The 4,694-nt window shown below is 59.7% G+C and carries 5 protein-coding genes; all 5 read left to right on the top strand.

Annotation, left to right across the window (positions count from 1 at the left end):
* Window positions 1-45: 45 nt before the first annotated feature.
* Window positions 46-741 carry an alpha/beta fold hydrolase gene (locus AB4043_RS20805; RefSeq protein ID WP_442307963.1) on the top strand — a complete coding sequence of 232 codons (696 nt, stop codon included), beginning with the start codon at window positions 46-48 and terminating at the stop codon, window positions 739-741.
* Window positions 742-2,004, top strand: coding sequence for a DUF4331 family protein (locus AB4043_RS20800; RefSeq protein WP_442300483.1), 1,263 nt, complete (start codon window positions 742-744; stop codon window positions 2,002-2,004).
* Window positions 2,001-3,134: a tetratricopeptide repeat protein gene (locus AB4043_RS20795; RefSeq protein WP_442300482.1), complete on the top strand. Its 1,134-nt coding sequence runs from the start codon at window positions 2,001-2,003 to the stop codon at window positions 3,132-3,134. The genes AB4043_RS20800 and AB4043_RS20795 overlap by 4 nt, the downstream gene beginning before the upstream one ends.
* A 154-nt stretch (window positions 3,135-3,288) precedes the next feature.
* Complete coding sequence (locus AB4043_RS20790) at window positions 3,289-3,819, top strand: helix-turn-helix domain-containing protein (RefSeq protein WP_442307962.1); 531 nt, start codon at window positions 3,289-3,291, stop codon at window positions 3,817-3,819.
* Between the two features lie 65 nt (window positions 3,820-3,884).
* Window positions 3,885-4,694, top strand: an 810-nt coding sequence (gene kdsA, locus AB4043_RS20785; protein ID WP_442300480.1) for a 3-deoxy-8-phosphooctulonate synthase, incomplete at its 3' end; no start/stop codon positions are given.

Below are 4,694 nucleotides of genomic sequence, written 5' to 3'. Positions count from 1 at the left end.
GGCCTACTAAGGTTCAGTTCTTCAACGACAAGGGAGATGTCATCCATGCACCGTAGAGATTTTCTTCGCCTCAGCAGCGCCGCAGCGGCCTATGCAACCGCATGCCCTTTCTTCTTCGGCCAGATCTCGAAAAACTTGAGCGAGCTCAGTGCCTCTGACTTTCATGCGGCACGCCGGTTCCTCACCACATCGCAGGGCCGTATCTCTCATCTCGACCTTGGAAAGGGACCTGCCGCCCTCTTTCTGCATGGCTTCCCGCTGAACAGCTTTCAATGGCGCGGCGTCCTTCCGCAGCTCGCAAAGACACACCGCTGCATCGCTCCTGACTTCCTCGGCCTCGGCTACACCGAAGTTGCCGAAGGTCAGGAGGTTACGCCCCAGGCTCAGGTCGCGATGCTCGCGGAGTTACTCGATAAGCTTTCCATTGCGGATGTCGATATCGTCGCCAACGACAGCGGAGGCGCCGTCGCCCAACTCTTCAGTGTTCGCTACCCGCACCGGGTCAAAAGTCTTTTACTGACCAACTGCGATACCGAGCCCGACAGTCCCCCTCAGGCGGTCGCAACACGGGTCCTGTGGGGCACAGGCGACACTATCTTCTCGCAGCAGAGTCCCCAGTACTTCCATGCCACTGTTGGAAACTCGCTTGGTTACCGTCTCGTGCCGGGAGCGAAGCTCTTCTTTCCCGAAGAGATGCCCTCTCTCATCGTCGAAGAAGCCGAGTTTGTCTGGAGCCTGTGAATGAATCTCTACAGATATACAGCCTCTTACCTGCTCTCGTTTGCCGCAGGGGTCGCGAGTTTCTTCTTCGTCGCAACCGCGCTTGCCTCCGACCATCTGGATACACCAACCGTTATCAAGGATCCTGCGGCGGATATCGGTGACCTCTATGCCTGGATGTCACCTGACGGCAAACGACTGAACCTGGTGATGGACATCGTGGCCCACAAGTTCTCCGACAGGCTACAGTATGTCTTTCACATCGACAGCGGGAACCGCTTTGGAGCGACTTCTGCAAGCGCCATCGTCATCTGTACATTCGACGTTGCCAACAACGTCGAATGCTGGACAGACAAGCCAGATCATGTCAGAACCGATCATGTCAGGGGCAATGCGAATGTGGAGACCGGCATTGAAAGTGACGCCCACAGCTTCACGGTCTTTGCAGGCCTGCGGGACGACCCGTTCTTCAACAATGTGAAAGGAACGCGGGCCGCATACGACGTTGCGAAAGCCGCACTGCAGCACGGAGCCCCTGTGGATGGTGCAGGCTGTCCCCGCTTCGACACATCAACCTCACACACCATCCTCGATACCTGGCGCCATACCAATGGTGGTCCGGCATCAAACTTCCTCGCTGGATGGAAGACCTCATCACTGGTCGTTTCCATCGATGTCGATACCATCGCGCGTGGAGGCAAGCTGCTGGCCGTCTGGGGATCGGTGCACAGGATGCCGCGCGCAGGAAAAAGCAAACACACAGGTGTTCCCGCGTTTGGCGAACAGATCGAGCGCACCGCCCGTCCCCTGATCAAGAACGCGCTCGTCGGCAGTCCGCTGGCGCCGGAGGCAATAAGCGATCGCCGGAAAGAAGCCTATAACCGTGTCTCGCGCTCAGGATGGTCGCAGTTCACGCGGGACATTGCAACAACACTCGGCCTGTATGACAGCTTCGATGGAGAGTGCGGAAACCAGTGGCTGGCTAATGCCCATGCCGCTCCGGCACAGCGCTATAAGCCGCTTGCGGTCCTGCTTGCGGACGATCGTATCTGGGTTAACAGCGCATCCGGTATATGCACACAGTTTCTTGCAGTCGAATTCAACGCTCTTCATCGGTCTGACGCTGTATCGGATGACTGTGGCGGCAGAACTCCAAACTACGACGCAAACAATATCTTCCGCTCGCTCCTCACTCTCGACCGGATGAACGGCGTCGACGATGGCCTGCTGCACGACGACCAACAACACTCCCCCAGTACCTTCCCCTTTTTGGCGAAACCATGAATAGACTCGGATTTTCTCTTATCGGCGTTGTGATCGGTCTCAGCCTGCAAACATCCGCCATCGGCGAAGGGCGCGCGGACATTGCACGGGAAACCACCGCAGGCGTGATCGCAATAGCGAACCTTGACGCCCAGATCGCGCAGATTGGAAATCTTCCCGGCGTGGAAGATCTGCTGCTTGCCAGAGCGCGTTATCTGGCAGATTACGATGCGCTGGAGCGGGCTTCTGCTCTCACCGAGCAGCAGCCGGCGAGCGCCAAGGCGTTGTTGCAGAGAGCTCGCACGCGGGCCGCGCTGCACCGGTTCAGCGACGCGCTTCACGATGTTGAGGACGCGGAGACCGAAGGAGCCGACCGCGGCCAGACCGTGCCACTGCGAGCTTCCATCCTCATCGCGACCGGCAATGCAGCCAAGGTAAGGCCATCCCTCGAAGCCGAGGTCAAACAACATCCAGGCATCGCCTCGCGCACCATGCTTGCCGCTGCCTACGCGATGCTCGGGCGCTTGCGCGAAGCAGACCAACTGTATGCCGCAGCTCTGGCCGATCTCCATACCACCCTTCCCTTCCCCTATGCCTGGATCTGTTTTGCGCGCGGCTTGATGTGGGCAGATCAGGGTCAGGATCTGGCGCGGGCAGAAGGCTTCTATCGGCAGGCGCTCAGTTATCTTCCCGAATTCGCAGCGGCCAACATCAACCTTGCCGAGATTGAAGCAGCTCGCGGTGAGACACAGTCTGCTATCGCGCGGCTAACCGGCGTTATCAAAGCCACGGATGAACCGGAAGCCTATGCCTTGCTGGGATCGCTGCATCTACGAAGCGGTCTTCTGGAACAGGGCCGGCAGGAGATCGATCACGCCCGGCAGCGCTTTGACCTGTTGCTGATGCATGCGCCACTCGCGTTCGCCGATCATGCCGCCGAGTTCTATCTCGGCCAGGGTCATGACGCCGAACACGCGTGGGTGCTTGCGTTGCAGAATCTTCACAATCGCGAGACCGATCGCTCCGTCGCGCTCGCCGTCAAGGCAGCTCTGGCCTCCGGCAGGCGGAACGAAGCAGACACGCTGCTCCGGACACATGGACCCTCTGTTGGGCTCTATCTTCAGAGCCTCGAGCGTACTCTTCCCAAGTAATATGCCCGCCCTCGTCGCGACCGTATATCGGAGAAAAACGTGCATCGGCCGGTGGTATGCTTCTTGGTGCCAGACCTCCAGAGCCGTGCGATCGAAGGGAGACGCCAGTCTGTCMTTGTTTCTATCTCCGTCGTTGTTGGCAGAGCTTTCCCCCGTGTCGCTCCTGGTTGACCGCTCTGAGCCCACGTATAAGACACAACGGCTTCGCGTCGATACCCACACCCAATCTCTGCTCGCCACGCTGCGGCACCGGCTGCGCCAAGGAGTCGCAGCGCCGTTGGAAGCGGAGACACTCGCGCTGGAGCTGGTGCAACATACGCTGGGACCTCGTACCGCCCACGTCGCCGGCGGGAGTGCGGGTCATCAGCGTCTGGTTGACCGCGCCAAGCTGGTTGTCGCCAGCGACCTTGGACGCCGGTGGACGCTCGCGGAGGTTGCCGCTGAAGTTCGCTGTTCGCCGGTTTATCTCACACAGGTCTTTCAGCAGGTGGAGGGCATTCCTCTTTATCGTTATCAACTACGGCTGCGGCTCGCACGCGCGCTCGATCTTCTGGAAGAGTATGAGGATCTTACCCAGCTCAGCCTGGACCTTGGCTTCTCCAGCCATAGCCACTTCAGTGCTGCCTTCCGCGAGACCTACGGCAAGTCTCCCTCAGCTTTCAAACAGTCCGCCCTGGGACGCTGATCACCCACTCTCCGTCTTCGTCGGCGCCAAGTGCTGACGATACTTGTGTTCCAATCCTAAGAAGTATGAGTTCCTTTGATCTCTCCGGAGTTCGAGTCGGCGGCGGCAAGCTCTTTCTGATCGCAGGCCCATGTGTCATCGAGAGCGAGGCCCACGTCCGCAAGATGGCGGATGCGATTCAGCGCATTACCTCCGACCTCGGCGTTCCTTATATCTTCAAGGCCAGCTACGACAAGGCCAACCGCACCTCCATCAAGAGTTTTCGCGGCCCCGGCCTGGCAGAAGGCTGCCGCATCCTGAAGGCCGTGCGCGAAGCACACGGTTTGCCCGTGCTGACGGATGTACATACACCACAGGACTGTGCTCCGGTAGCCGAGTCGGTAGATGTGCTGCAGATTCCCGCTTTCCTCTGCCGGCAGACTGACCTGCTGATTGCAGCAGCCGAGACCGGCCGGGCCATCAACGTGAAGAAGGGCCAGTTCGTCGCCCCGCAGGACATGCGGCACGCCGCGGAAAAGATCCGCGAGAGCGGCAATGAACGCGTCTTCCTGACCGAGCGCGGCGCCAGCTTCGGCTACAACAACCTCGTCGTCGATATGCGCTCGCTGCCAATCATGCGCGGCTTTGCCCCCGTGGTCTTCGATGGAACGCATTCCGTGCAGACGCCCTCAGCCGCCAACGGCGTCAGCGGTGGTCAGCCGGAGTTCATTCCCGTACTCGCGCGCTCAGCCGTGGCCGCAGGTGTTGACGGCGTTTTCCTGGAGGTCCATGACGACCCGCCGAACGCCAAGAGCGACGGAGCCAATGCATTGCATCTGAATCACTTGAAGCAGGTGCTGGAGCAGCTACTGGCAGTGCATCAGGCTGTGCAGCCC

The sequence above is a fragment of the Terriglobus sp. YAF25 genome, from assembly GCF_052113305.1.
In the GTDB taxonomy this organism is placed as follows: Bacteria; Acidobacteriota; Terriglobia; order Terriglobales; family Acidobacteriaceae; genus Terriglobus.
Note: the sequence above shows the minus strand (reverse complement) of the source record. Positions and strands in the feature narration are given on the sequence as shown.

Excerpts from the sequence above, each read along its gene's own strand:
- AB4043_RS20805 (WP_442307963.1), top strand. The coding sequence starts at position 46 with ATGCACCGTAGAGATTTTCTTCGCCTCAGCAGCGCCGCAGCGGCCTAT.
- AB4043_RS20800 (WP_442300483.1), top strand. The coding sequence starts at position 742 with ATGAATCTCTACAGATATACAGCCTCTTACCTGCTCTCGTTTGCCGCA.
- AB4043_RS20795 (WP_442300482.1), top strand. The coding sequence starts at position 2,001 with ATGAATAGACTCGGATTTTCTCTTATCGGCGTTGTGATCGGTCTCAGC.